The sequence below is a fragment of the Paenibacillus sp. NPDC101420 genome, assembly GCF_050277435.1.
In the GTDB taxonomy this organism is placed as follows: domain Bacteria; phylum Bacillota; class Bacilli; order Paenibacillales; family Paenibacillaceae; genus Paenibacillus_AQ.
This window is the reverse complement of the sequence record NZ_JBNNSE010000004.1, coordinates 213,788-239,097: the sequence shown is the minus strand read 5'-3', so window position 1 is coordinate 239,097 and position 25,310 is coordinate 213,788. Positions and strand designations below refer to the sequence as shown.

The following is a 25,310-nucleotide window of genomic DNA, read 5'->3' as shown; positions in this document are numbered from 1 at the left end:
ATTTCTTGCAGCACAAAAAAACTCCGCTCTTTTAAAGAGCGAAGTTGCGGATGCACATTATTTCTTCTTAATGTTTCGGATCATTCAGAAAAGGTTTGTTCACATAATAATACATAACCCCCATCAGAACTCCACCACCAATTAGATTTCCGATTGTAACGGGCACAAGATTATGTACCACACCGCCCCACGAAACCGTTCCGGGATGGTCAAGGACTAATGCAATTGCAAAGGTACACATATTGGCAATACTATGCTCATAACCAGAGATGAAAAAACAGAATACGAATAAGACCATTGCGAACATTTTGGCCCCATCGCCCTTTATATTCATCGGGATGAAAAAAGCCATACAAACGAGCCAGTTACAGAGGATAGCACGGAAAAAAAGCTGACCTGCCGGAGCCTCCATTTTATGCTCAACCACATATAGTAAAAAACCATTTACATCAGAACTGTAAAACAGGCCTGTTAAAAAAATCAACAGTGCAAATGCAGCAGCACCAAGAATGTTACCTATATAACTCATGATCCACATGCGTACAACCTCGGACCATTTCATTTTGCGTCTCAAAGCAGTGTACGTGTAGTAGAAAGTATCTCCGGTAAATAAGTCCCCTCCCCCGTATGAGATTAGGATGATCGCTGCTCCAAAAGTAATCGCAGCCATTGGATACGCAAATGGTGAATGCTCCATATAGAAGTAGTTGCCTGTCTTGAATGCTACAATTACGCCGAACCCGATAAACATACTGGCCAGCATGGCTCTGGCAATATAGCGCAATATACTTTGCCGATAGATCTTTTGTTTCTTAAGTGCTAATTGTTCAACCTGTAGCAGCGCCTCGTTCTCCATGTGACCTCCTTAGGAATTTGGGTTTTCCAGCTAGTTATGGGCTAATCGTGCAATCTTGCGTTATTATACCCAATAACCAGCTGGAAATTACTTGAACCAAATCATGGTAAAAATCCTAAGTGTCCTCATTCATTTTTGCAATCGCTTCTGCTCTTTCACTACTGGCTACGATGATAAGCACGAGTATCAAGCACCCTAAGATCATATGCCTATCCTCACTTCCTCCACATGTAGTCTTGTGACAACTTATGTGTGAAGATAGGGCTTTATGATTGAGTATTGGCGTTTAAAAAAGCCTGTTGAATGAATTCAACAGGCTTCTCAATCTATTCTCTGTATTTTTATTATTGTCAAAACAAATTTAGTTCAAGAAACTGCTCAGTTGACTCTCAGCCTCTCCTTGCTTCAGTGCCTGAGGCTTGTCCGCCTCATTTAGTCCTAAACGATTGCCTAGTTGAGTATTGATTGCCGTCATTTTAGACGTATAATCCTGGCAGCTCTCAATAATGCGACGGTTGGACTGTTCTGAAGTGTCTAATGCGCTAAGCAGATCACCGATCGCTTGATTCACAGCTTCCATAGACATAGAAGGCTTAGACAGCAACTCGGTTGTTTTCTCTGTAGTGGTACGCAGCAGACGTGCATTTTCTTTAAATTGATCTTCAATCGTCTTATTCGTCGCTTCTACAGCATTGATGACGTTCTCCTGATCCGCTAAAGACATCGCAATCATTGCCGACACCGTGATCAGATTAGAGGTCTTATCAATAGCGTTATTCACGGAATCAATCAGCTTGTCATTATTGTCATTAATAATATCTGTAGCAGCAATCGCTTGATTGTACAGCAGAATCATTTCTGTCATCGACTGAATTCGAACCATCACTTTACGCAAACCGCGCTCCAGATAAGCTTTACGGTACTCATTCTCAGGCTTCGCGATCTCTACCTCGAACAACTCTTTCAACTTAGTGCCGAAAGCAATTTTGGTCTGTAGGTTATAGATCTCTTCCATGGAAGTACGTTTCAGCTGACGCATATTCACAATGCTCTCTTCGAGGGTATCTCTACCATCGCGAAGCCCTGTAACAATGGCATCAATGTTCGTACGGACCGACTGATATTTGTACACATAGTTCTTCATCGGACTCTTGCGTAGCATCTTGCCAAAGAAGCTCACATTCTTACTTTGCTGCAGATTCTCACACTCATTCCGCAGCTTCATAATCATGTTAGGCACTTCAACGCGTTTACCAGACATCAGGTCATTCACCGGGCGATCTAGCAGCTTCAAGGTTTGTCCTGCTTTTTCCTGCGTCTTAACCCCAAGCTTACCGATATCATCCATCAAGGAATCCAGTGTAACAGTATCCGTTTGGGATACCTTCTCAATTAATTGTGCCGCTTCCTCGACTACCTTTTGTTCATCTTCTTTTTTTAATTGGATCAACTGCGTGGACATGGGATTCCCTCCTATAGTTCGGAACTGCTGTACCGCTGATGAATCAGTTCCGCCTTCGTCTGAAGTTCCATCAGGTCTTTATGTTCGATCGTGGACGCAATATCCGATATTTTGGAATCGACATCTCTTAGACCGTTCAGCAGCATTCTCCGATTCTTCGTCTTTGCTTCACCGCCTAGGCGTAAGAACGGGTTGATTACACCATTCAAATCCTTCAGAATCAATCTGCGGACCGTATGATTAATCTCGCCGTTATTCAGCTCCTGCAGCAGTGGAATTACACGTTGAAGCCTCGCGAAGAGCGCCAATGATTTCTCGACAATTTCATTGTCCAGCGTATCCTTCTGCCCTTCTGAGATAATCATATCTTCCAGAATGCTAAGATACTCCACAACCGGAGCGAACTCCGGTCCAATCTTCACCGCGCTCTCAGTTCTACCGTCATAGCTGTGATTACCTGATGTAGTATCATTTGTCGTGTTGCTTAATTGAGGAGCACTCGCAGCGGGTGTAGGAGCAATAGGTGTCGTCACAGGGCCTGCTGGCAACACCTCCGCTGGGAGATTGGTTTTTGGACTTCTCGTTACCAGAGCACCTATCCCCGCACCCGCTAAAGGCAACAGCAGAGAGATGAATTCGGGAAGAAAAGAACTCGTTAATACAGCAACAACGTAGCCGATACCGGCGTAAAGCAATACTTTCGATTTAAACTGAATTGTTCTCACCTCTTGTGAGCGACTTTATGAACGCTCAATTCACGGCATCCGGAATGACAGATTGGCCGTTTATTTTCATAATCATCGGTTGCTCCAGATGGCTAGCCAATACATCACCTTCAAAATTTATAGGCTGAACCTCGCCACCGAGTGCGCTTTTGACGGCTAAATAAGGAAAGTTAATCCCTGACAGACATGACATATGCAGTCCACCGGACATTCGTGGGTTAATTTCCAACAGCTTTGGAGTATCTCCATTGTATTTCATTTGAATATTGAAATTGAAGGGGATCTTGTAAACTTCTGCAACTCTAGCTGCAATCTCCTCCAGTTCAGGAATATGCTCCATCAATCGCAGACGACCGCCCACTTTTCGACGTGGCACAGCTACTAACAGCTTACCGTTCTCATCTGCCAGACAATCTATACTATACTCGTAACCCTCCAGTAATTCCATCACCATCAAATCAGGGAAGGTCTCTTTGCTTGCAAGAATACGATAGGCATCATCAAACGTAATCAATGGAGTTACATACCCAAAAAGCTCTTGAAGAGGATCGCGGGTATTGTCGATAATACGGAAGCCTAACCCGCCTTCTGTTTCAGTAGGCTTAAAGCAAACACGATGTCCCTTGGCAACAAGGTCCTCGTAAGCGTCTTTAAACTGCTCCGCTGTACTAACTACATGATAATCCGGGATACTCATAATGCCCTGCTCACTAACATTCTCGTAAAATTTACCTTTGTCCATAATGGACTCCAGCAAATCAAGATCTCTACAGACCAGAACCTTTGTACCAATCGCATCAAACATTGCCGCATGGAGAGCAATATCAAGCATATGCAACCGTGGAATAAAAACATCGATCTCATTACGCCGACAGAAATCAACGCAAAACTGAACATATTCTATTCCCTTCAGCGCCGGCTCGGTTTCAGCAAAGTCAGCACCTTGTAGCGACATATGGCGGATATCCGGGTGTGTCGCAAAGATTTGAACCGGTATACCATCCTCGTTATTGCGGAGGAGATTCATATAATGGTAAGCCACGGAAAACCAACGATTGAAATAAATATTTACCTTTTTCATAGTGGCCCCACTCCCAATGCAGTTAGATTATTATAGATCATATTTACATACTGCAAAATCTCATCTCCAGCAAATACACCTGATTCTTTCGTAAATGGATATCTTGATTTTACAAGACCACTCTGTTGCTCTGCAAATATTTCACCATGGCAAGGGGCAATAGCATAGTCTGCACTCTCAAGCAGACTCTTATCTAGCAGTGAGTCCCCGGAGGCCACCATTGGTTCAGAGCGAACGGTGCGCCGCAAATGGAGTATAGCATCGCTTTTGTTCACGGCAGCCGGCACAGCGTACAGCTTGCGGCCTTGTAAAGAAACTCTCCAGCCGAGATTATAGAGCCGATCTGATAGATTAGTGATTTCATCTAAAGGCAACTGATCCCGATAAACCATGAAGGAATAGAATAGATCATCACAATAATTCTCACTAATGATCCAATCCTCACGTACAACCGCTTTGATATATGATCTAACCTCTTCAGCCCCAGCAGAGTGACGAGCTACCAATCTATCGATTGATTCTCTCCATTCCTTATCGACAACTCCACCGATTAGGATATTTCCCCCATTGCTTGTAACCGCATAGTCAGGTATGACCGTTTCTTGAAACAGATTAATACGCTTATATTGTTGTATCGTACGCGTAGTAACCGGGATGAAAATAATCCGCGTGTTCAGATCCATCAGCTGATTTAATGCTTGCTGCGAAATGTAAGATCTCGTCTTTCCTTCTATAATTTCCGCCGGAATTAGACCTGGGGTATTCTCCGGCACACCTATTGCACCTAAAGAATAAATCAAAGTACGATCTAGATCACTAGCATATATCATTCTGTCTCCCCCTTCAGCGGTTTAATTATTCCGCAGCAGGAGTACGTCATCCCAGGAAAGATCTCAACAGGAACGCCCCGGTCCTTCGCTAAGAGAAGAATATGCTTTAGATTCGGATTATCCATAGTATCGACAAGAATTTTCCAAGGTACTCTGCGCAGTAATACGCGGGTTGTTTCGCCGACTCCCGGCTTTATTAGATTAATGTTATCTATACCGAAAGTCTCCTGAATACTCTGAATATCACGAAGACCCTGCCAAGTGATTTCTGGCGGATGCTCCAGCATCTGTCCAGCAATATTCTTCGCTTCTGCTACTATGGAAGGAAAATACGGGCAAATCGTATCAATAAATACATTGGACTCGTCCGCATCCAGCCACTCCTTATAAAACTTTGAACCATGAAATTCCTCAGGGCCAATGAGATCAGCATGTAACACCGTTCGGCTCATCAGCCCTGAAACGGTGGAGTTTAAGCAGGCGCTAGGAATGAGATAGTCTTCTCTAGTCCCAAACATGCCTGCGCAGTTTCCCGGGTCAGCCAATACGGCAAGATCATCATTTAAGCGAATACCATACTTCTCATAGAGGGTGTTGCAAGAATCAATCAGCACCCCACGGATAGCCCCTTTTCCTGTCCACCCATCCACAAACTGCAAATCAGCATCAAGTCCATGCTTCTGCAGAATGTAGAGTATCGCATTCTCATCTATACCTTTTCCTCGAATAATAGAAATACTATAATGCGGCAAGTCTACCTTGTATCTCTCAGCTATATAACGCTTAATCAGTATACCAATGGGTGTTCCTGCTCTAGCTAAAGAGACAAGCACCGTACTTAGTCCTCTTCTTGAGACAATCATCTCAGAAACAATGGCAACAGCTAAAGCTACCTTCTTGGCCGATTGCTGCAGCGTCTCATGAAACAAGTCGATATACTGCTCGGTAGGCTGATATTCAACGGGCAACATCTCAGAATAATGGACACCCGATTGAATAGCTTCCTCCCTTTCCTCTGTCGCAAGCTCCAGCGAAACGTCACTAAGATCCTTGAGCAGAAACGTAACATCTGACGGTGGATAGCTACCTAGCGCAACCGGTTCTGCTATTTTTTTGTCCATGACTTTATGATTACTTGTTCCCTTCATACTGGAGGCCTCCACTTCTTCCTTCAGGAGTCAGTACAATAAGATGCACTTTATGGCGGGCCAGTGTCTTCAGTATATCAAGCATGGGTTTCATTCGTTCATGCGGTACATCACGCTCAATCAGCACGAATATATCATCATACTGATCAGAATCCACATTGTAAATATAGTTTTTAATTTCCGGATCGCTAGCTGAAGGATATGCGGCAGCACTATGCACTCCGTAATCTGGTCGACGTTCAGGGTGGATTGGACTGCGAGTAGAGGACTGATATGAAATGCCTTCCCCCATCTCAGCAGCTATCCGCATAGGAAGGTACATAAATTCCCCTACACCCATCACTAGAGTCTTAGAATCTCCCCCTCGTAGTTCTCTTAGCTGAGCGGCTATCCGGGTTACCCCTACATCAAGACCATCATTATTCAGCGACTCCAGTCCGAAACGTCCGCTGTACTTCAAATAAGGAGACGAGTTGGTGTCACCATATGAATCTACGGATGTTGCCTGTAGACGTTCTAAACCGTCCACTACATAAGTAGTCACTACTTCGGATTCCACTGAAGACGATAACAAATCTTTGTCATTCCTAGCATTTAGCAAAGGCGTGCCTTTTACTTCAATACTTCCTTGAAGCAAACATAAGGACTTAATCCGAATCCCCAGTTCCTGTTCTAATTCGCTATAGGTATGAAGATTATTACCGCTCCTCCAATCCAAAATAGAAACGACTACGTATTCCTCCCGAGGGAATTTGGACTGAATATCACGGATCGTATTAATTGCTGTATTCCCTGTTGTAATCTCATCATCCACCAAAATAATCGGCTCAGTCCCTGATAATAGCTTAGTATTCAAGGCGTAACATAGATGGTCAACCGCATGTGAATGCTCTTCTTCAAAGCTAACAATGGACTCCAAATCGATGATATGTTCACGGGTAGTATGAATATATGATGCTGCATCGGCAAACATGTTGTACACACTGTGACCCAGCGCAGTTGCAGTCTCAGCAAAACCAATAAAGACAACAGGCCTAGGAAGAACTAATTTTGCCGCTAATAAATGCTCATAGGCTTCCTTGGCAGACTCAGGGTGCATCAGTCCGTGTACAGCTTTATCTAATAAATCTTCCATCCTATCATTATCCGCAGAATTACCGTTCATCTCCTGATATAACAGCAGCGCTAATGCAGCACCACTTAGCAGAGAGGTGTACGGATTAACAGGGATATGTTTACCAAGTACCTTGCTGACGAACAAAAAGGAGCGTTTCTTATTAATCCGGGCTGCCATGGAGAATAAAGTATCCACAGGCAAATGAAAGGGATTAGATGTTTCGGTAACCGTAACCTGCAGGTTCTCGACTATGTTATACGTGTGTAAATTCGTTTTCGGGTAATAATCCGACAAAATGCTGTTGTTCATGTAACACCCCGTATATTTGTGATCGTAGTAAAATCCGTTTTGCCCAGTTCAAATGCGGCTTAATCTCGTTCATCTTATTAGAATATTGACTCTTGAAGACTCCTAGGCTGCCATCGTTACTCTCTACGATACTGCAGGCGTCAACATATTCCTCGTGCATTACCGTATACATGGCCTGAACAGGTCTGAGGTGTGAGGGATGTATAATCGTCTTGCCCAAGATTCCATTTTCTTTATCTAAAATCACTTCACGAATAAGCCCATCCATGCTGCTAGAAATGTAACTATTTCGCATGTCGCGGCCGTTTTTACCATAGGTGTCCTCAAACGGAGTCTGCCGTAGCTGTGGTCTGAGCACCCGATGCCCTTTATTCGCAAAATATTCCCAGACTGGTCCGGAAATTACATACCCTTCTTCCACTCTGCCAAAAATATTAATAATATCCGATATGCAGTCTCGAATAGGGGTAAGATCATAAATACTAATATCAGGACTACGGCGCAGTCCGAATAAACTTGAGAAGTCTGTTGCTCCAATTCTAACGTTCAACACATATTCGCGGTAGTTGCCTAGCAAATTACGAATAGATAAAAGACTATCTACCCGGCTCTCCCGGTAAATAATAGGCGCACTTTCCAGGATTGGCATGCCATAAAGCACTGGGTCTGAGTAACTGCGCGTTCTATTGTAATCGGCTATCGCCTCGAAATATTGGATTCCGTTGTCGACCGAAAACTTAGGGAAAACAAACCCTGTTAACATCGTAACCAAAGATCCTAACCGAAAAATCAGCTGCTGTAGCTGCTCCGGGTTACGAACTCGGATGAAGAGAAGCGGAAGACTATCACTCCCGCTTGGCTCGTTCTCCTCATATGCGGCGAGAAAAATAAGATGCTGAATGAGAGACTCCTCTGCATGGTCAACCTCGTTATCTCCGATCGCATCCTCCAGATCAATAATAACGGTTACAAGTCCTGCACTTTTAAGCTTCAAAATGTCTTCGGGAACACTAGCACGAGTTGCTGGCATATAAAGGGCAGCTCCAACAGCATGAGCCAGCAAATCTTTACTCGTAGTATTATGGTTAAATGAAATCGGCGGATTATAAAATAAGGCTATTTCTTGTTCTTTCGTCAGGTAATCGAAGTATCTCAAGATGGTTCCCCCTTATAGTTTTGCGAAGCCAAGCAAAACAAGCGCAGGCCTCTCCTATAGAGAGTGGCAGAACCAGCTATACCCTATCCGGTTCTCTCATATATAAGTGAAGGCCTACGCTATAAACATATACGATTACCTGAAAGCAGCAGTGTTCAACTAGCTTTAAAATCAAGCATTTCTATGGGCTTCTTTTTTCTTACGCAGTACGCTGTAAAGGATCGTACCACCGAATACAAGAATAATGATTGAAAAGAATAATACATGTGGCATTTCGTACCCAAAAGCGCCCGCGAGCATTTTACCAGCAATAATGGCAATAAGCGCAAAAGCGGCACGCTCGAGTTCCGGAATTTTATCAATAAGCTTTAAGAATAATTGCGCTACTCCCCGCATCATCAGAACGCCTATGATTCCGCCCATAAAGAGCACCCAAACCTGGTTACTAACACCAAATGCAGCAATAACACTATCAATACTAAAAGCAATATCCATTAATTCAACAAGGAGAACCGTCTTCCAAAAAGAGAACCCCTTATTCTCGATCTTCTCATCGCCACCGCCCTTAAATAACCCGCCATAAGCGATATAAAAGAGATAGGCTGCACCAAGAACCTTAACCAACATGAATTTAATAAGAAATGTCCCTAGACCGATAGCCAAAAACCTGAATACATAAGCTCCTATAATACCGTAAAAGAGCGCCTTCTTCTGTTGTTCTTTAGGTAAATGCTTAACCATGACGGCGAGAACAAGCGCATTATCTGCAGAGAGCAGTCCCTCTAGCAGAACTAAGCTACCAATAATGCCCCAGCTAACCGGGTCTGAGAGCGTACCTACCACATCGCTCCATGAGAAAAAATGACCGTAGTTCTCACTAATATTCCTAAAAAAATCAGCGAACCAATCCATTACACTTGCGCCTCCGAAAAAATCGTCTATTTACTGCCAGCAACCCAGCGCAGTCCCCAACCATATGCCTCATCAATCTCCCGATGACCACTGTAATATTGGACCAGCCGTTCAACACTGAATGTCTCGTTATTCACATTCCGAAATAACGCGATGGCACACATGCCTTTGCGGTTGTTATGCTCGTCCAAATTGACAATAATATCGGGGCCATCACTCTGGGTAATCGTGACAACACCGTCAGCTTCTGACCAATTGGTAACACCTTTATAAATAAAAGAAAAAATTAGAATCCGTTCAATATCAGCAATTTTGCTGCCATTAATCCGCAGATTCTCACCGGTTGTTACAGAGCCTGTCCGGTCATCTCCATCAAGCATGACATAAGGAGGTTGGTTCAATGAGCCAAAAGCATTGCCCAGCGCCTGAACTACTCCCTTACTGCCATTCTTCAACTCATATAGACAAGCAAGATCTAAATCCACACCATTTTTACGATTAAATAGCCCTCCACCCTGCTTCTGATTCCAGTTGAGGTTAATTAGCAATTCGCCCAAACCACCAGCTGATTTCTTTAGGTTGATCGAATCACCTTTTTTCTTCAGTTCGATCTTCTTCAGGTTGAGATTGACCGGAGGGGGTGTTACAGGTGAAGGCGCAGCTGCAGGAGGAGGTGGAATCTGAATCTTAGGCTCCGCTACCGGCGCTGATTGACGTTTAAGCTCTGGTTGCGGCGGAGCAGCAGGCTTAGGCACTGGTATTGATGTCGGTGCCGGTTCATCGTTCGCTTCTATCCCAAAGTTCCTACACAGTTCCTGTAGACCACCAGCAAAACCCGCGGCAATGGCGCTGAATTTCCATTCACCGTTATATCTATATAATTCTCCTACCACAACAGCCGTTTCCACGGAGAAATGATTTTCAAGATCACATCGGAGAAGCTCCGCACCTGTTACTTGATTCAGAATCCGAAAATAGGCCTGATTTACCTGCCTAAAACTTTGACCTCGCTTCTCGCCATCATAAATGGTAAGTGTAAACGCGAGTTTCATCACATCAGAAGGAACTTTGTTTAGTTCCACGTCAAATTGCTTGAGGCTGTTTGATGTAGGCATTTCCTTATATCTGATATAAGGTGTAGACGGATTATTATAAAATATCAAATCCTCATCTTTGCTTACTTTACCTTGCGCTCCAAGCAGAAAAGCAGAAGTATCAATCTCAAGTGAAGATGGCGATTGCCAGCCAATCTCTACGATAAGAGAATCAAGTCCAGGATTCCCTTTAGTTAAATCAACCTTTTGTCCTTTGACAACTGTAATACCCATTCTTACACCACCTTTATAAATGGAGCAAGCATAAACGCCTTCGGCATCCTTATAAGGACGGCAAGCGTTTAAGCGAGAAATATAAGACATAATGTATCGTGTGAAACTTATACTTTCTTATATTTTTAAATAACCCCACAAAGTGGAGTTTATACTTCGAGACCCATTCCATTTCCTTTGTGAGGCAATCCATAAAGAATTAAAAAAAGGGCAGGATCGGTGATGACCCCGCCCGGAAGATGCTATTGCGCGTCCAGCCCATAATTTTTACACAATGCGCTAAGGCCGCCGCCAAAACCACTACCTACTGCCTGGAATTTCCAATCCGCACCATTGCGGTAGAATTCGCAGAATACTACTGCCGTCTCTGTTGAGAAATCTTCACCCAGGTCGAAACGGAGTACTTCACGATCTGTGGAAGCATCCACAACACGTACGAAAGCATTGGAGACTTGTCCAAAGTTCTGTGCACGAGTTTCGTAATCATAAATCGTTACGGTGATACCAATACGCTGAATATGGGCAGGGACTTTGCTAAAATCAACGATAATTTGCTCGTCATCTCCGTCGCCTTCTCCTGTACGGTTATCTCCCGTGTAGACTACAGAGCCTGCGCCACCATTTGGGTTGTTATAGAATACAAAATCATCTGTACCTTTAGCTTTGCCGTCTTCATGAAGCAGAAACGCTGAAGCATCGAGGTCAAAATCTTGACCTCCACTATACTTATTAGTGTCCCAGCCCAATCCAACTACTACCTTTGTCAGACCTGGATTAGTCTTGGTAAGATCAATCCGCTGTCCTTTGGAAAGACTGATCGTCACTGACATAACCTTCTTTCATGAGTGGATTCAGTTCACTGTGTACTACAAGATTTATTGCAAGCCGTAATCGCGAGTCAAACCGCTCAAGCCGTCTTTGTAGCCGCTACCGATTGCATTGAACTTCCACTCTGCACCATGACGGTACAATTCACCGACAACAACACCAGTTTCAATAGAGAAGTCTTCACCCAAATCAAAACGGATTAGTTCTTCATTGTTCAAATCATTTACGATACGTACATAAGAACGAGAAACTTGACCGAAGTTTTGGCTTCTTGTTTCAGCTTCATAAATTGTAATAGTAAAAGCTACCTTTTCTACATCCGCTGGGATACTCAAAAGATCCACTTGAATCTGCTCATCATCACCATCGCCGTCACCTGTACGGTTATCACCTGTATGAACAACAGAAGCGTTCTCGTTCTGTTTATTATTGAAGTAAATGAAGTTGGTTTCTTTTTCAACTTTGCTGTTCGCATTAGTCAAGAATACGGAAACGTCCAAGTCGAAATCTTTACCGCCGTCATATTTATTAGTGTCCCAACCAAGACCTACTGTGATTTTGGATAGACCTGGATTTGTTTTTGTTAAATCGATCTTTTGACCTTTAGATAGATTAATTGCCATGATAACATTCCTCTTTTCTTTTATTTGGATTATACGTAGCGTTCTGCCAGTTGATTGATATGTGCCGCGTGACTACCCTCACCAATTGCGGCGAACTTCCACTCTCCACCTTGACGGTAAAGTTCCCCACAAATAAGCGCCGTATAGCCATTGTAATTATCAGATAGGTTGAAACGGATTAGCTCATTGTTGCCTACAGCGTTCATCACACGGATATAAGCTGATTTAATCAATCCGAAATCCTGTTTACGGTTCGTGGCATCATAAATATTCACAACTACCAGAACCTTGTGTACATCGGAAGGAATGGCATTCAGGTTAACCATGATTTGCTCATCGTCTCCGTCACCATCACCCGTGAGATTGTCTCCGGAGTGAATGACAGAGTTACAAGGACTTTGCTTGTTATGGAAGCACACCAGGTTACCCTTCTTAACTAGCTTACCATTCTCGTTCAGCATCAGTGCTGAAGCGTCACAGTCCACGTTGGCCTGTTTCTTCACACCGAAGAATCCTCGAGCTGGCTCAGCCGGATCCCAACCTAAACCTACAATTACGTTAGATAAGCCTGCATTACCTTTTGTGAGATCAATCTTCTGACCTTTTACCAGATTAATTCCAGCCAACTTTACGTACCTCCATTCCCTAAAAAGAATCACCATCTATTAGTCTAGCTTTTGGATGTTATATGAGTGATACGCTAAAGAACTAAATACGTTTCATCCGAACTCATGTATATGGTATTACATCATTTATAAACTGAATTCACCAGGGTTTAATCCCAAGACACCGCAAATATGCCGCACAACTGCTTTTTCATTGTCATCAAAATCACCATCAGCTGATCCAATAGCTGAGCACACACCCACAATTACACGTCCCACATCTGGTTTACCGGTAAACTTACCGATTGCTTTCAGTGCTTCCTGCTTACCGATTTCTGGTGAGAACTCAAAGTTACTTACATAAAAGTTGAACTGGGTAATGACATCTCTCATGTCAAACACCTTAAGCTCATTACTCATATTCATGTAACCAGCCATTTTATTCTTTTCAGCTTCTTCTATTTTACCGTCGGCAGCAGCAACCAAGGCGCAGCCCGCAACTACCGCATTCATGAAATCTTTATTTTTGAATTTCTTTACTTGTTCTGTTAGTCCGTTTTTGGTTGTATTCAACCAGTTTTTAAATGTGCTCATCGTTTTCTCCTTCTATCACTGCAAGATTATGATAACAAAAGATATCCCAGAGCCTCCTCTCCACGTATCCGACAGAATTTTCATAGTAGATCCCTGAATCACGGTTTACTCTTCTAATATACCTGATAAAATAGCAATATTCTACTTTTCCAGACTTTTACAGTACTTTTGATAGAAAAGATTGTGTCCGATCTTGCACAGGATTTCCGAACAATTGCTCCTCTGTTCAAAGAACCCCCGTATTTCTCGTTGAAACACCAAAAAAGGCACTGCCAGAGATTCTATCCTCTCTAGCAATGCCTTTAGCACATTTAACTGTGAATTCTTTTAAAGAATGATGTCCCCATCATAAGAACCAATCATTTTGTACAGATCCGGCCGGCGATCACGGAAGACGCCCCACTCGATCCGTCCGACTTCCAAAGCATCCAGATCAAATTCGCTCACTATTACAGCTTGCTCGTCCCGGCCTGCTTCAACAATTTTATTGCCTTGCGGTCCCGCAATGAACGAAGAGCCGTAGAAATTAATGCTAGAATCTTCATCAATTTCTTCACCGATACGGTTGGAGGCAACGACTGGAATAAGGTTAGCCGCTGCATGCCCAAGCATACAAGTCTGCCAATGATCTTTAGAGTCGATCGATCCATCCTGCGGTTCTGATCCGATAGCGGTTGGATAGAACAGAATTTCTGCTCCCATCAGGCTCATCACTCTAGCCGCTTCCGGGTACCACTGATCCCAGCAAATCCCTACACCAATCTTGGCATAGCGAGTGTTCCATACTTTAAAGCCAGTATCTCCCGGATTGAAGTAGAATTTCTCTTCATACCCTGGGCCATCTGGAATATGGCTCTTGCGGTATTTGCCCAGTATCGTTCCATCGGCATCGATTACAGCTAGTGAATTGTAACGTGCGTAGTTCTTTTTCTCATAAAAACTGATTGGCAGCACCACTTGCAGTTCCTTGGCTATTGCTGTGAAATGATTAATCGCTTTGTTATGCTCAAGCTCTGTTGCATATGCGTAATAATCAGCCTTCTCTTTCTGACAGAAATACGGAGTCTCGAACAGCTCCTGCAGCAAAATAATTTGTGCTCCCTGTGCCGCCGCTTCTCTGACCAATGTTTCAGCTTTGCTGATATTCTCATCAATATTGCTGGAACAGCTCATTTGCGTCGCAGCTACTTTTACATTTCTCAAGAATCTGTCCTCCTTATATATAAATGTCCCTTTGGACGTTTAGTTTCCTTCAATTATTGCTGAGCAGGCATTTGTTGCGTAGTGCAGTGAACGTTCCCGCCCTCGGTGATGACCGCCATACCGTTAACTGTACGAATCTTACGTTCCGGGAACAAACCAGCCAGTACTTCCTCGGCAATTTTATCTGTTTCCACCGCTGTACCGCCAAACACAGGTAAAATAATTCCACCATTTACGAAATAGAAGTTCAAATAACTGAGCGTCAGACGGCTGCCGTCATGATCCACCCGTGGTGGTTGCTGAATCTTGATGATCTCCAGCTTACGCCCTTTGGCATCTTTGGCATTCTCCAAAATACGAAGATTCTCCTGTGTAATCTCAAAATTCTCGTCCTGCGGATCCTCACAGACCTGAATAATGACTTTACCTGGAGCAGCGAAGCAAGCGATATTATCCACATGACCATCGGTTTCATCACCACTTAGACCACGCTTAAGCCAGATAATAGTTTCTGTACCTGTATAATTGCGCACGTACTCTTCAATATTCTCGCGCTTCAAATCCGGGTTGCGGTTCGTATTGAGCAGACATTCTTCTGTAGTAATCAAGGTGCCTTCTCCATCCGTATGGATCGAGCCGCCTTCCATCACAAGCGGCGCATCAAAGCGTGTCACTTGTGTGTGTTCGAGAATCTGTGGAGCTACCTCATCATCCAGATCCCAAGGTGAATATTTACCGCCCCAGGCATTAAACTTCCAGTTCACGCCTGCTAGAACGCCGTCTTTATTAACAACAAAGGTAGGCCCGTTATCACGCAACCAAGCATCGCTATGCTTTATAGGTAGTAGCGTTACATTCGGTCCGCTGACCAGACGTTCTACCTTTTCCACGTCCTCCGGGTTAACGATAACCGTAATCGGTTCAAACTCGGCAATAGCTGTAATAATGTCAGCATAACCTTGGCATACCGACTCGTGGTTGTCCGGGAAACACATAGATTCCTGCACCGGCCAGGAGATAAAAGTACGTTCATGCTTGCCCCATTCCGGTGGCATTGTATAGTTCAAATCTTTAGGATTCATGTGTTAACTACCTTTACTATTATATTTGGAGCCAGCCCTGCCCTAAAACTCCTACCTCATCATACAATAATATGTTCTAGTGCTCAATTCCCTAGAACACTAATAATGTTGGAAGGAATTCGGGTCACATGTAATCTGACTGAGCTTATAGTGTAATCCTTTTTACCACATCGCCCTCAAAATCCTTAACGATGAATTCTCCACCCTCAAGGATACCATAGGAATTCGGATTATTCTCTTTAGGCAGCGATATCGAACCGGGATTCAGCACGTATACGCCCTCTTTTACATCCGCAACCGGAAGATGGGTATGCCCCTGAATAAAGATATCCTTCTCAGATAGTGCCGGTAAATTCTCAATACTAAAGCCATGACCGTGTGTAACATAGATTCGTCTGCCTTCATGTAGGAGCATCACATAATCGCCCATCATCGGAAACTGCAGCAGCATCTGGTCTACCTCAGCATCGCAGTTACCACGTACTGCCGTTATAGGCTTCTTTTTGTTATATTCATTCAGTTTATTAGCAACTCCCTGCGGGTCATAACCCTTCGGCAGTGGATTTCTGGGACCGTGATATAAAAAGTCTCCTACGATTACAAGACTGTCTGGCTGTTCTTCCTCTACCTTTTCCAAAGCCCGTTCTAACCAGAATAAAGAACCGTGAATATCGGAAATAAACATTAGCTTCATCATGTATTCTCCTTTTCGACTTAAATAGATCTTGTGCTTAGGTTTCAATTTTAACCTTGAATAGGCAAACAACGCAAAAGCGGACGTTCCTCCAAAAGGAACGCCCTGCCCTATATGCCTCTATTCTTACGGCAAATTCGATGATCCCATCAAGAATCGGTCCACTTCGCGGGCTGTCTGACGCCCCTCATCAATGGCCCAAACTACAAGGCTTTGTCCGCGGCGCATATCACCTGCTGTAAATACCGCCTCTACATTGGTCGCTTGTGCTCCGAACTCCGCCTTGGCATTTCCGCGCTCATCACGTGCCACCCCAAGCTCACCTAGCACAATCTCTTCGGGCCCTGTGAATCCTAATGCGAGTAGTACCAGCTGTGCCTTTAGAACTTCTTCACTGCCTGGTACTTCAACCGGAACTATCCGTCCCTGTTCATTGCGAGTCCACTCAATGCGCACGGTATGCAGCTCCTGCACATGTCCACCATCATCACCAACAAAACGTTTCGTCGAAACGAGATAACGACGTGGATCTTCCTTATACAGTGAAGCCGCTTCTTTTTGGCCATAGTCCACCTTAAGAACCTTTGGCCATTCTGGCCACGGATTGCTAGGCTGACGGGTCAGTGGAGCTTGTGGCATAATCTCAAGCTGGATCACACTACGACAGCTGTGGCGGATCGACGTAGCTACACAGTCTGTGCCAGTATCCCCGCCACCGATTACAACTACATCCTTATCTGCCGCAGACAAGTATTCACCATCAGCAAGCTCTGAGTCCAGTAAGCTCTTAGTATTCAGTGTCAGAAATTCCATCGCCTGATGAATGCCCCGCAGCTCACGACCCTCTATAGGAAGCTCCCGTGCCTGCGTAGACCCGCCACACAAGACAACAGCATCGTGCTCCGCCTTGAGTTGTGACGCCGAGATATCTCTCCCAATCTCTGTACGAGTTACGAATGTAATGCCTTCAGCCGTCAGCAGGTCTACTCGGCGCTGAACCGTCTTCTTATCCAGCTTCATGTTCGGAATACCATACATCAACAAACCACCAATCCGATCTGCCCGTTCATACACGGTCACCGAATGCCCTGCCTTGTTAAGCTGAGCTGCACAGGCAAGACCTGCTGGACCCGAGCCCACTACAGCTACCTTTTTACCTGTGCGAGTAAGCGGTGGCTCAGGAACAATCCAACCTTCTTCAAAACCTCTATCTACAATCGACTTTTCAATCGACTTTATCGTTACGGGCTTGCCGTTCATCCCTACTGTACAAGAACCTTCACAAGGTGCTGGACACACACGTCCAGTAAATTCAGGGAAGTTATTGGTCTTATGCAGACGTTTCAGTGCAACCTCCCAGTTCCCACGATAAACCATATCATTCCATTCAGGAATCAAGTTGTGTAGAGGGCAGCCGGAAGCCATACCAGACAACAGACGTCCTACATGACAAAATGGCGTACCACAGTCCATACAACGCGCGCCTTGCTCGCGCAGATTCTCTTCATCCATAGGAATCGAGAATTCATCCCAATTCTTAATCCGCTCAAGCGCCTCACACTCCGAAGGCGTCTGCCGTTCAAATTCCAAAAATCCGGTTGCTTTCCCCATCTCTCTCATCCTCTCTAAATATCCCCACAAATATATACTTCCTAAACCGTTAAAAAAGAAAAGTACGCGCTATGTTTGTCTGCTGCCAAGCCTATGCCACTCTAAAGCGCCAAAGTAAATGCCTTCATATTAACATCCAATATCATCATCGAAAATGAGTAATGTCACCTTTTTATGTAAAATGAAACAATCAAATTAAGAAAATGGAAAAACAAAAAAAAGCACACAGTGTACTGTACCTGATTAAAGTACGTTACTCCGCATGCTTTTCAATAATGATCTTGTAAAAGACTATTTATTTCGCCGTCAGGACTACTGTCCCAATTCCATTTACAGTTAGCTTATTTCCAGTCAGCTCCTGTGTAAGATCAGCCCCGAAGATGGTCTTCCATGCTCCAAGCTGCGGCAGAACCACAGTAGTCTGTTCAGCATTCGCATTAAAAATAACATAAATATGCTTCGCTGCATCTCCTCCAGCATGGCCACGAAGCGTGTAAGCTACTGCACTTGCCGGTGCTTTTTCAAAAACCAAATGGTTCCGAATGTCAGCTGCTGTTCGCATACGGAAGGCCGGGTGAGCTTTACGCAATTCGATTAACTGTTTCATATACGCCACATCTTCCTGATGCGCGGCGCACAATTCCCAGTCCATACGATTGATCTCAACCGAAGACTTATAGCTGTTCTCCACCCCGTCCTTCGTACGCATAAACTCCTGCCCTGCATGGATAAAAGGAATCCCCTGACTCATGAACACTATCGCAGAAGCTAGTCTGTGCATGGAACGGCGCTGAGTAACCGTCTCACCCTCGGTGGACAATACGATTTTATCCCATAAGGTATGATTATCATGACACTCCACATAATTAACGTTTTGCTGAGGCTCCTCGGCAAATTGCTTAATTCCTGGGCTGAAGTCAATTCCTCCCGCAATCCCCGCCTTGATCGCAGGCTCCAGACCCATCATTCCACTGATGAAGCCCGGCTGATCGTACAAAAAGATATTTCCTTTAATAGCATCCCTGAAATCATCATTAAAATGTCCGATTCCCGGCATAAGGGAGGCATTCTTCTGATGAGCGAGCCGTTCCATCGGTAGCTCAGTCCCCATCATCCAGCCTTCACCGATCGTCATGATAGACGGATCTATTCCATCCAGACGCCGCCGGGTTTCCCGCATCGTATCGACATCCATCAAGCCCATCAAATCAAAGCGGAAGCCGTCGATATGGTATTCTTTAGCCCAATAGACCACGGACTCCACAATGAAGCGGGACATCATCAAGCGTTCTGTAGCCACGTCATTCCCACAGCCCGAGCCATTCGACAGGCTTCCGTCTTGTTTATAACGCAAATAATAGCCAGGAACCAGTTTAGTGAAATTCACGCGATATCCGTCGTACACATGGTTGTAAACAACATCCATAATGACGCGGAGTCCACGATCATGAAGCGCTTGAATCATTGTTTTTAGTTCTTGAATACGTAGTCCGGGCACATAAGGATCCGTAGCATAGGAGCCTTCAGGAGCATTGTAGTTCTTTGGATCATAACCCCAGTTAAAATGAGGCTCATCCAGCTTCGTCTCATCTACACTCTCTGTAGAATAATCATAAATAGGCAATAGCTGCACGTGGGTTACACCGAGATCTGCGATATGATCGAGTCCGGTGAGAATGCCCTCTGGTCCGCGGGTTCCTTCTTCCGCCAAAGCGAGATATTGACCCTTATGAGCCATACCGCTGGCTGGATGAATGGATAAGTCACGCAAATGAAGCTCATAAATAATAGCGTCTACAGGATCCTCAAACGACGGCTTATCTTCCGTCCACCGCTCAGGGTCCGTCTTGCGCAAATCTAGAATAGCACCTCTGTCCCCATTCACGCCGACAGCACGCGCGTAAGGATCTGCTGCTTCATTCCACTGTTCACCTAGATGTACTCGGTAGGTATAGAACTTGCCATCTAGATCACCGTCAACCGTAGCTCTCCACGTTCCCCGAATATCGCGAATCATAGCATATTTAGACCCCGCAGCTCCCTGCCATGAATCATAAATTACTAGCTCTGCCTCCTGAGCCGTAGGGGCCCACAAGCAAAATGATGAACAGGCCGATGAATATGTAAGTCCGAGATCATCCCCGTCATAACTAAACAACTGATCAAACTCCTGAGCGAATACGGAAATCCCTCTAGTAGTCGCAGGATCACCATAATAAATCGGTTCCTTCATTTCCTTTTGTACGGACAAAGCACCTATCCCCTTTTCCAGTTATTAACTGGATTATAGTATGATCCTCGAATTTGTGCAAACGTTTGGACTCAAAATAACCAGATCATTTTTCCAGGGTAATTGCATAGCTAAATCACGATTAACTAGGCGTTTCTATGATATTCATTCCCACCATTGTAATGATGTCTTTATTTGCATAATATGGGATGCGGCGTTCTTTACAAAGAGCAATCCTTCCATCCTTATACCTCACACCATTATCCTGAACGATGAGGATTGGAAGATCCCCGTTATCAGGTACTTCATATCCTATTCCTAATACCCAATGGTAATCGTAAGCAAAATTCCCTCTCCACCGAAAATTAAACCATTTATCAAATTTAACAGCTACTGGCCGACCTGCATCAATCTCCACTTTATACACATCAAAATCGTTAAAAGTAGAGACAGAAAGCTTATGTCCCCCTTTTGGCGAGATTGAAGAGTGGATATAAGCTGTGATTCCCTTTACAAAACTACGTGTACTCATCCCCAAAGGGGTACCTCCGTGATGACTGTATATGTAATTAATATGAGCTGCTTTAGAGTGAAAATGACCTTTGCCACGAATAAAGTCCATTCCTAGCTGGGTATTCCAATACTCGGTTAAAGCTGCCAGCGTAGCTGGTCCACATGCAGAAGACGGGGATGAAACCCCAGCCTCCCACTGTGTGTATGGATCTACCGATAGTTTGTTACTAAGACTGGAGTTTCTATGTCTCATCAGGATGGTTCTCCCTTTGAAGAGTTCGGCTTAGAAGCTGAAAGGGCAGGGCCTTCCGGAAGTAAAATCACATTTTCACCAACATCCATAGATCCCTCTGAATTAGATCGTGATTCCATTTCCTGTGCAGGCTTCTGCTCTGCCTGAGCAATATCTTCCTCTTCGCCCTCATATTTGTTTTCAGGATTAATCTGTAGTGTGAAATAGAAATTAGAGCCGTTTCCTTCGCTACTCTCCACCGCAATGGCTCCGCCCATCAGCTCGACAAGCTTCTTGCAAATGGCTAGTCCTAACCCCGTCCCGGCATACTTACGATTAAACGAGGAGTGCAGCTGGTAGAATGATTGAAACAGCTGATGCTGCTTTTCTAAAGGAATACCTATCCCCGTGTCTCTGACATTAAACTTCAAAGTAGATTTCTTTGAAACCACGGACAATTTTTGCTCCACATAAATACAGACTTTACCTCGGTCAGTAAATTTAATCGCATTGCTGACCAGATTAACCAATACCTGACGTAATCGTCCTGCATCTCCCATAATGAACGTAGGAACTCCTGGTGCCATGCTGTAAGACAGCTCAAGATTTTTTTCCAAAGCCTTAGCCATAAACAGATCCGTTACACTGTCCAGTACCTCTCGAAGATGTACGGGCTCATGTACGATCATCATTTTTCCGGCCTCAATTTTACTGTAATCGAGAATTTCATTCAGAATATATAGAAGAGAGCTACTGCTCTCCTTAATAATATTTGTGTACTCACGTTGTTCTTCATCTAGTTCCGTCTCGGCAAGCAGATCAGTCATCCCTACAATGCCGTTCATAGGCGTGCGTATTTCATGGCTCATAATGGCTAGAAACTCTGATTTAGCCTGGTCCGCTTTTTCCGCAGATTCCTTCGCCCGAATGATCTCCTTCTCATCTGTAATATCCCTGAACACGACTACAACACCCTTAGGTTCACCTTTATCAAAAAGAGGGGTTACTTGGTACTCCGCAAGAAAACTTGTACCATCTTTACGCCATAAAACTGCATCCTTGCTCTGGTAAGATCCCCCTGACCTAATGGCTTTGATAAGTGGCGACTCCTCTGGCCGATAATGGATCCCGTCAAGCGCTGTCTGCTGAATATGATCTAGATAGGTATGACCCATGATCTCATCATGTTCATAGCCGAGCATATGCAAACCTGCAGGGTTGATGAAGGTCACCTTCTCCTCCATATCGAGTCCAAAAATACCCTCAGATACTGCATTTAATATAAGAGTGTACTCATTGCTTAGCTTCTCAATTTGTTCTGTATATCTTATACGTTCCGTAATGTCACGGGAAATACCATATACACCAACCACTTGATCGTCTACAATGATCGGAATATTAGTGGTATTAATCTCTACAAGATGGCCTTCTTTATGAATAAGCGTCAGATCATAGCTTTGGGGATAGCCCTTAGCAGCTAAGTTAAAATGATACAGCGTCTTCTCCATATCCTTCTCATGCACAACGGGACCAAAGTACATTCCGATCAGTTCTTCCAGCGAATACCCGGTCAGCTTCTCCAGATTCGCATTGGCTGTTAAATAATCGCCTTGCAAATTCATTGAGTACACAGCAGAGGGATTATATTCAAATAAGGATTTATAGCGCTGTTCATTCTCCTGAAGCTTGAATTCGAACTGTTTGCGCTCTTCAACTGCATGACGCGAGATTAAATCCAGCGAATTCTCGGAAATCAATCTATAATTACGTTCACTTTGATAAATCTGTTCCTCTAGATCTCGTTGATCTGCCATTTGTTGGTCTGCAATCTTTCGGTCTGTAATATCTTCGGCGTACACAATAATACACGAAGGGGCTTGTCCTGCTGTTCCAAATCCTGAGAATGTCAGGGAAAGCCATACCGGTTGATCCCCTTTGTGAAAGCATTCTTCCTTCTTCCAGCTCCCTGCTGGAGAATTCTGAAGCTCGTCCATCACCAATCTATAGGAAAGCTCTTTCGAAGACGTCTGTCTATTTTCCATTTCTGCAAAAATAGCCCCAGCAAGAAACTCAGCTTCCGTAAAGCCAAGTAAATTGCAAAAAGCCGGATTGACCTTCAGCCAGTTGCCCTTACCATCGTTTAAAGACAGTACGGCTATTCCCTCTGGGGACCACATAAATGCATGTTCCAACATTGTGCTATATTCTACCGCGTTATCCATCTACGCCAGACCTCCTTTGTTGCGAACGTTGCATCCTTTATTCCATCCTAAGTTCAGTATACGATAAGAGAAGTGAGTATAGAAATGCCCTCCGTATCATTTTGAATTGTGAATAGCTTAATTTTAAATATTGACTGGATGGCCTGGGGCAAACTATTATTAAACATAATAATATCGTTCGTGACCTATTACGCTGGAAGCACCCGTAATAAAGGCTTTTGCCTTTGCTACGGGTGCTTTTTTTTGTTGCCATTAGGTTTCGATAATTAGGAGGAGAATAAATGAAAATATTTAAGCCAGTGCCCTTACTACTGCTTACGATCCTGCTACTGCTAAGCACATCATCAGGAGCTATTGCTGCATCTACAACAGAATTAACCCCTTCTATAAAAGCAGCTTTTGATCTGACGGCCGCAACGGCAGAAGGTCCTGCCAGGGTTAAGCTGACTTCTCTTTACAATGATTTATCCACCTTAAAGCTGCAGTATGATCAGCGCGAGGAGCAAATCCGAATCCTTCACTACAATAATGAGCAATCGCTAGTTGTGGTTCGTCAACAAATTAAAGGAATTGATCTTGAAACAGTGACCCGATTGGAAGCCACCGTTAAGAGTAGCAAGCAGCGCTATCAGCCCTTATTTGACCAGTATAGTGCACTTAACAAGCGAATTAGTATCGCCAAGTCACTTAAGGACAAGACCTTGAATACCGTACTGCGTGCCCAAGGTGATGCTATGAAGATCTTGGTTCAGTTGGCACGCCAAGAGATCAGTGACAAGCAGAATCAGCTGAACGCCGCGAAAAAGAAACGTTCCCAAAAGATAGCCGAAGCGCGTAAAACCTTGTCTGGTATTGAAAGTCCTCAAATCACGATCAAATCTAACAAGAGCGTAATCACCTCGTTAAACAAACGTGTCTCAGCAGATTGGACTGACTTTAAAGCAGCGATTCGCAAACAAAACCTTACCCTAACCAACCAGTCCTTAGCTGCACTGGTCTCCGGTTACCGTCAGATCGCAACCCATAAGCAAAAAATAATTGAGCTCGAACAAAAGGTTTCCCTTGTTATTGCGAATACGAAGAAGCAAATCAGTTAGCGGACTTCTTCTTCTCATTTGCTCTGCGGTAAGCCATCACTTTGCGGTACATGCTTTTATTAGAAAGATGTTTGAAAATATATGGATCTGGACTCGTATTCACTTCAATAATCCAAGGCGTCATATGCTTATCTAATCCTACATCTACACCAATCTGTTTAAAGCCAGGATATTTCTTATGGTAGAAACGTCCGGTATCCTCACCTAGCTTTCGCAATATCTTAAGCATCTGAGCTTGCTGAGCATCGTTCAAATAAGGCGACAGCAGCTTCTCCATAGACATTAGCGTACCACCGTTATGATAATTGGTAACAATCTTGCCCTTCTCAGCTACTCGGCCAATCAATCCGGTAGTTTCCCATTTGCCACGCGGACTGAGCTGGACCATCACACGGATATCAAAACGATGCTTTCCGTGCTTTAGCAAAACAATCCCTCTCTGAATCAAGTAACTGCGTCCGCGTGTTGCTTTCTTAAGGGATGAATAAAAGGTGTCATAGGCTCCAAAGGTTTTTATCTTTGTTCCACTTTGGTATTTGTATTCTGTTCCATGAGAATCCTTACTCTGTTCAACCTTCATTACACCGTTACCATAGGTGCCATGTTCCGGCTTAACGTAAATCATCCCATATTTCAAGAGCATCGTTCTTAAGTTTGCTTTACTAAACTTCACTGTTTCTGGAATGAGCGGTGAAATCTCGGAACTTTGCATGAGCACCTTGGTTTTAATCCATTTGCTGGTCAACGCAGACTTTAACTTTGTTCCCAATTGCCCTCTCCCCTGTCACTCAAATAATGATCATAGCCTTGCTTAACCTTAGTATTTTATGCTCCGACTATATGAATGGAATG

At 44.1% G+C, this 25,310-nt stretch carries 23 protein-coding genes; 1 reads left to right on the top strand and 22 read right to left on the bottom strand.

The window, feature by feature from the left end; all coding sequences use genetic code 11:
• Nucleotides 1-67: 67 nt before the first annotated feature.
• The 21 genes from ACQKMP_RS18965 to ACQKMP_RS18865 all read right to left on the bottom strand — a co-directional run bounded on the left by ACQKMP_RS18965 (nucleotide 68) and on the right by ACQKMP_RS18865 (nucleotide 23,361).
• Complete coding sequence (locus tag ACQKMP_RS18965) at nucleotides 68-856, bottom strand: formate/nitrite transporter family protein (RefSeq protein ID WP_427470435.1); 789 nt, start codon at nucleotides 854-856, stop codon at nucleotides 68-70.
• Nucleotides 857-1,217: 361 nt separating this feature from the next.
• Nucleotides 1,218-2,318: a toxic anion resistance protein gene (locus ACQKMP_RS18960; RefSeq protein ID WP_042184271.1), complete on the bottom strand. Its 1,101-nt coding sequence runs from the start codon at nucleotides 2,316-2,318 to the stop codon at nucleotides 1,218-1,220.
• 11 nt (nucleotides 2,319-2,329) lie between these two features.
• Nucleotides 2,330-3,034: a hypothetical protein gene (locus tag ACQKMP_RS18955; RefSeq protein WP_076285216.1), complete on the bottom strand. Its 705-nt coding sequence runs from the start codon at nucleotides 3,032-3,034 to the stop codon at nucleotides 2,330-2,332.
• Nucleotides 3,035-3,068: 34 nt separating this feature from the next.
• A complete protein-coding gene (locus ACQKMP_RS18950) occupies nucleotides 3,069-4,124 on the bottom strand; it encodes an ATP-grasp domain-containing protein (protein WP_427470432.1) in 1,056 nt (351 codons plus the stop codon).
• On the bottom strand, nucleotides 4,121-4,954 hold the full coding sequence (locus tag ACQKMP_RS18945) for an HAD family hydrolase (protein WP_076285130.1): 834 nt from the start codon (nucleotides 4,952-4,954) through the stop codon (nucleotides 4,121-4,123). Before ACQKMP_RS18945 ends, ACQKMP_RS18950 begins: the two co-directional genes overlap by 4 nt.
• Entirely contained in the window at nucleotides 4,951-6,102 is a 1,152-nt protein-coding gene (locus ACQKMP_RS18940) for a cysteine protease StiP family protein (protein ID WP_076285129.1), read from the bottom strand. Before ACQKMP_RS18940 ends, ACQKMP_RS18945 begins: the two co-directional genes overlap by 4 nt.
• The gene (locus ACQKMP_RS18935) at nucleotides 6,086-7,528 is read right to left on the bottom strand and encodes a phosphoribosyltransferase family protein (RefSeq protein WP_427470430.1); all 1,443 of its coding nucleotides are present in this window, start codon (nucleotides 7,526-7,528) and stop codon (nucleotides 6,086-6,088) included. Before ACQKMP_RS18935 ends, ACQKMP_RS18940 begins: the two co-directional genes overlap by 17 nt.
• Complete coding sequence (locus ACQKMP_RS18930) at nucleotides 7,473-8,684, bottom strand: HpcH/HpaI aldolase/citrate lyase family protein (RefSeq protein ID WP_256716336.1); 1,212 nt, start codon at nucleotides 8,682-8,684, stop codon at nucleotides 7,473-7,475. Before ACQKMP_RS18930 ends, ACQKMP_RS18935 begins: the two co-directional genes overlap by 56 nt.
• A 171-nt stretch (nucleotides 8,685-8,855) precedes the next feature.
• Nucleotides 8,856-9,596 carry a TerC family protein gene (locus ACQKMP_RS18925; RefSeq protein ID WP_042123539.1) on the bottom strand — a complete coding sequence of 247 codons (741 nt, stop codon included), beginning with the start codon at nucleotides 9,594-9,596 and terminating at the stop codon, nucleotides 8,856-8,858.
• 26 nt (nucleotides 9,597-9,622) lie between these two features.
• Nucleotides 9,623-10,924 (bottom strand): TerD family protein, encoded by a 1,302-nt coding sequence (locus ACQKMP_RS18920; protein WP_427470427.1) that lies wholly within the window; start codon nucleotides 10,922-10,924, stop codon nucleotides 9,623-9,625.
• 242 nt (nucleotides 10,925-11,166) lie between these two features.
• Nucleotides 11,167-11,748, bottom strand: coding sequence for a TerD family protein (locus ACQKMP_RS18915; RefSeq protein WP_076299900.1), 582 nt, complete (start codon nucleotides 11,746-11,748; stop codon nucleotides 11,167-11,169).
• 51 nt (nucleotides 11,749-11,799) lie between these two features.
• On the bottom strand, nucleotides 11,800-12,375 hold the full coding sequence (locus ACQKMP_RS18910) for a TerD family protein (protein ID WP_042184261.1): 576 nt from the start codon (nucleotides 12,373-12,375) through the stop codon (nucleotides 11,800-11,802).
• Nucleotides 12,376-12,404: 29 nt separating this feature from the next.
• The gene (locus tag ACQKMP_RS18905; RefSeq protein ID WP_076285126.1) at nucleotides 12,405-13,001 is read right to left on the bottom strand and encodes a TerD family protein; all 597 of its coding nucleotides are present in this window, start codon (nucleotides 12,999-13,001) and stop codon (nucleotides 12,405-12,407) included.
• A gap of 126 nt (nucleotides 13,002-13,127) precedes the next feature.
• The gene (locus tag ACQKMP_RS18900) at nucleotides 13,128-13,574 is read right to left on the bottom strand and encodes a tellurite resistance TerB family protein (RefSeq protein ID WP_042184258.1); all 447 of its coding nucleotides are present in this window, start codon (nucleotides 13,572-13,574) and stop codon (nucleotides 13,128-13,130) included.
• A 327-nt stretch (nucleotides 13,575-13,901) separates the two neighbouring features.
• A complete protein-coding gene (aguB, locus tag ACQKMP_RS18895) occupies nucleotides 13,902-14,777 on the bottom strand; it encodes an N-carbamoylputrescine amidase (protein WP_076285125.1) in 876 nt (291 codons plus the stop codon).
• A 53-nt stretch (nucleotides 14,778-14,830) separates the two neighbouring features.
• Nucleotides 14,831-15,859, bottom strand: a complete 1,029-nt coding sequence (locus ACQKMP_RS18890; RefSeq protein ID WP_427470424.1) for an agmatine deiminase family protein — start codon at nucleotides 15,857-15,859, stop codon at nucleotides 14,831-14,833.
• A gap of 145 nt (nucleotides 15,860-16,004) precedes the next feature.
• On the bottom strand, nucleotides 16,005-16,553 hold the full coding sequence (gene yfcE / locus ACQKMP_RS18885; protein WP_042184252.1) for a phosphodiesterase: 549 nt from the start codon (nucleotides 16,551-16,553) through the stop codon (nucleotides 16,005-16,007).
• A 126-nt stretch (nucleotides 16,554-16,679) separates the two neighbouring features.
• A complete protein-coding gene (locus tag ACQKMP_RS18880; protein WP_341126413.1) occupies nucleotides 16,680-18,164 on the bottom strand; it encodes a glutamate synthase subunit beta in 1,485 nt (494 codons plus the stop codon).
• A 295-nt stretch (nucleotides 18,165-18,459) separates the two neighbouring features.
• Complete coding sequence (gene pulA / locus ACQKMP_RS18875; RefSeq protein ID WP_427470421.1) at nucleotides 18,460-20,415, bottom strand: type I pullulanase; 1,956 nt, start codon at nucleotides 20,413-20,415, stop codon at nucleotides 18,460-18,462.
• Nucleotides 20,416-20,536: 121 nt separating this feature from the next.
• A complete protein-coding gene (locus ACQKMP_RS18870; protein ID WP_052404122.1) occupies nucleotides 20,537-21,160 on the bottom strand; it encodes a C39 family peptidase in 624 nt (207 codons plus the stop codon).
• Nucleotides 21,160-23,361 (bottom strand): PAS domain-containing hybrid sensor histidine kinase/response regulator, encoded by a 2,202-nt coding sequence (locus tag ACQKMP_RS18865; RefSeq protein WP_052404121.1) that lies wholly within the window; start codon nucleotides 23,359-23,361, stop codon nucleotides 21,160-21,162. Before ACQKMP_RS18865 ends, ACQKMP_RS18870 begins: the two co-directional genes overlap by 1 nt.
• Before the next feature lie 281 nt (nucleotides 23,362-23,642).
• Between ACQKMP_RS18865 and ACQKMP_RS18860 the strand changes: the two genes are divergently transcribed.
• Nucleotides 23,643-24,458, top strand: coding sequence for a hypothetical protein (locus ACQKMP_RS18860; RefSeq protein WP_427470419.1), 816 nt, complete (start codon nucleotides 23,643-23,645; stop codon nucleotides 24,456-24,458).
• Here the strand turns inward: ACQKMP_RS18860 and ACQKMP_RS18855 are convergent.
• Nucleotides 24,451-25,227: a YheC/YheD family protein gene (locus tag ACQKMP_RS18855; protein WP_231573370.1), complete on the bottom strand. Its 777-nt coding sequence runs from the start codon at nucleotides 25,225-25,227 to the stop codon at nucleotides 24,451-24,453. The genes ACQKMP_RS18860 and ACQKMP_RS18855 overlap by 8 nt on opposite strands.
• Nucleotides 25,228-25,310 lie beyond the last annotated feature (83 nt).

Excerpts from the sequence above, each read along its gene's own strand:
- ACQKMP_RS18965 (WP_427470435.1), bottom strand. The coding sequence starts at position 856 with ATGGAGAACGAGGCGCTGCTACAGGTTGAACAATTAGCACTTAAGAAA.
- ACQKMP_RS18900 (WP_042184258.1), bottom strand. The coding sequence starts at position 13,574 with ATGAGCACATTTAAAAACTGGTTGAATACAACCAAAAACGGACTAACA.
- ACQKMP_RS18960 (WP_042184271.1), bottom strand. The coding sequence starts at position 2,318 with ATGTCCACGCAGTTGATCCAATTAAAAAAAGAAGATGAACAAAAGGTA.
- ACQKMP_RS18910 (WP_042184261.1), bottom strand. The coding sequence starts at position 12,375 with ATGGCAATTAATCTATCTAAAGGTCAAAAGATCGATTTAACAAAAACA.
- ACQKMP_RS18860 (WP_427470419.1), top strand. The coding sequence starts at position 23,643 with ATGAAAATATTTAAGCCAGTGCCCTTACTACTGCTTACGATCCTGCTA.
- ACQKMP_RS18920 (WP_427470427.1), bottom strand. The coding sequence starts at position 10,924 with ATGGGTATTACAGTTGTCAAAGGACAAAAGGTTGATTTAACTAAAGGG.
- ACQKMP_RS18880 (WP_341126413.1), bottom strand. The coding sequence starts at position 18,164 with ATGGGGAAAGCAACCGGATTTTTGGAATTTGAACGGCAGACGCCTTCG.
- ACQKMP_RS18940 (WP_076285129.1), bottom strand. The coding sequence starts at position 6,102 with ATGAAGGGAACAAGTAATCATAAAGTCATGGACAAAAAAATAGCAGAA.
- ACQKMP_RS18865 (WP_052404121.1), bottom strand. The coding sequence starts at position 23,361 with ATGGATAACGCGGTAGAATATAGCACAATGTTGGAACATGCATTTATG.
- ACQKMP_RS18945 (WP_076285130.1), bottom strand. The coding sequence starts at position 4,954 with ATGATATATGCTAGTGATCTAGATCGTACTTTGATTTATTCTTTAGGT.
- ACQKMP_RS18925 (WP_042123539.1), bottom strand. The coding sequence starts at position 9,596 with ATGGATTGGTTCGCTGATTTTTTTAGGAATATTAGTGAGAACTACGGT.
- ACQKMP_RS18950 (WP_427470432.1), bottom strand. The coding sequence starts at position 4,124 with ATGAAAAAGGTAAATATTTATTTCAATCGTTGGTTTTCCGTGGCTTAC.
- yfcE (WP_042184252.1), bottom strand. The coding sequence starts at position 16,553 with ATGAAGCTAATGTTTATTTCCGATATTCACGGTTCTTTATTCTGGTTA.
- ACQKMP_RS18935 (WP_427470430.1), bottom strand. The coding sequence starts at position 7,528 with ATGAACAACAGCATTTTGTCGGATTATTACCCGAAAACGAATTTACAC.
- ACQKMP_RS18870 (WP_052404122.1), bottom strand. The coding sequence starts at position 21,160 with ATGAGACATAGAAACTCCAGTCTTAGTAACAAACTATCGGTAGATCCA.
- ACQKMP_RS18890 (WP_427470424.1), bottom strand. The coding sequence starts at position 15,859 with ATGAATCCTAAAGATTTGAACTATACAATGCCACCGGAATGGGGCAAG.